At 66.4% G+C, this 1,451-nt stretch carries 2 protein-coding genes and 1 pseudogene; all 3 read right to left on the bottom strand.

Annotated features, from left to right (window positions below):
• Positions 1-484: pseudogene (locus tag ACFWJO_RS37005) on the bottom strand (hypothetical protein); the annotation flags it as partial.
• Positions 477-734 (bottom strand): AlpA family transcriptional regulator, encoded by a 258-nt coding sequence (locus ACFWJO_RS37000; protein ID WP_020624282.1) that lies wholly within the window; start codon positions 732-734, stop codon positions 477-479. The pseudogene ACFWJO_RS37005 and the gene ACFWJO_RS37000, both read right to left, overlap by 8 nt.
• Before the next feature lie 146 nt (positions 735-880).
• Positions 881-1,255: a hypothetical protein gene (locus tag ACFWJO_RS36995; RefSeq protein WP_020624281.1), complete on the bottom strand. Its 375-nt coding sequence runs from the start codon at positions 1,253-1,255 to the stop codon at positions 881-883.
• Positions 1,256-1,451: the final 196 nt, after the last annotated feature.

Raw genomic sequence — 1,451 nt, 5'->3', positions numbered from 1 at the left:
GGATCTCGTGACGGACCGCGAGCGCGAGTGCGAGGCGGAGGACGACGCGGGCGTGCTTGGCACGGCTGTAGCTGCGTCTGGCGAGTTGCTTAAGGAAGTAGTCGCAGCGGGCGACCCCGATCTCGCGAAGGGTCAGGTCCTTGAACGCCGGGAGAACAAGGGCACGCATGTCCCGCTCGTAGAGCTGCCTGGTGGTTCGTGAGAGGCGGTCTTCTATCTCCATGTCTTCCAGCCAGTAGGCGACGAGTTCCGGGAAGGGGCTGTCGGCGCTCATCCCGTTGAATCCGGGCTGGTAGAGGGAGCGTTCGGCGAGCTTCTGCTTGAGCTTGCGCTCCGCGGCAGCGCGTGAAGCACCGGTGGCCTGCACGAGCCGGTTGCTGCCGTCCCAGTCCCGGTACCGGGCGCGGGCGACATGGTTGCCGTTCGGCTGGACACGGGTGGCGATGACTCCGAAGGTGCCGATCGGCGTGCGGGGCCTACCCACGCGCACCCTCCCCCGCTCCAGGAAAGGTAGCCGCGCCGGTAGAGGCGGCGGGCTCACGCATGGTGTCCATCCACGCACGGATGTCGGTGATACCGAACATGATGCGCTTGCCGAAGCGGTAGGCGCGGGGGCCTTTGCCGTTGGTGCGCCAGTCGTAGATGGTGGAGACGGGCACGCCGAGGTAGTCGGCGAGTTCGTCGATGTTCAGGAGCGGTTCCAGGCCGTGCGGGCTGGACGGGTGGTGATTCATCCCTCCAGTCTCGAAGGACGAACGAGCGGGTCCGTTCCCCCGCCTCTACTCCCTCGGTCGAATTGCCCGCCGCCGGGCACGCGAATCACCGCAGGCCGTAACCGCGTCGCTATTCGAACGGTACGGGCGAGGTCGCCGCGCAGTTCCTATCGCACGTGCGCCGTTGTCGGCTCAGCAGGCTCAATCGGCCGAAGCGCACGACGGTCGCGGCGTCGGGTTGCCGACTCCTCTAGTCGAGCGCGGATGAGGAGGACGAGGCTGATCGGACCCATGATGAGGAACTTGAGCGCATTCCAGCAGAACACGAGCACGAGGAGGTTCAACCACCCGGGACCGCCATGCTCGATCAGTGTGAGGCAGTAGTTCGCGGCGAGGAAGTACGGCACGGCGACGAGCATCGCGGGGATGCCCCATTTCAGGCCGCGGCGAGTGCGGATCGCGTCGAGCGCGATGTTGGTGGGCATGTAGCGCCGCAGGTAGTAGCGGGCTTGGGCGCTGAGCGCCCAGAGCAGCCGGATCATGGCGTTGTCCTCTCGTGGCACGGTCAGGTGACGAGACAGTGCGTAGAGAGTGGCCGGAGGGCCTGTCCACAGAGAGACGCCAGATCAAGGAGGAATCTGCCTCGCTCCCAGGGTACGACTCCCCGGCGACATCCGTAAGAGGTGCGCCTGCTCGTTCGGACGGCGCTCGCGCACCTGCCTGGCACACACGGACAGG

This window comes from Streptomyces sp. NPDC127092 (assembly GCF_042722475.1).
Lineage (GTDB): Bacteria > Actinomycetota > Actinomycetes > Streptomycetales > Streptomycetaceae > Streptomyces.
Note: the sequence above shows the minus strand (reverse complement) of the source record. Positions and strands in the feature narration are given on the sequence as shown.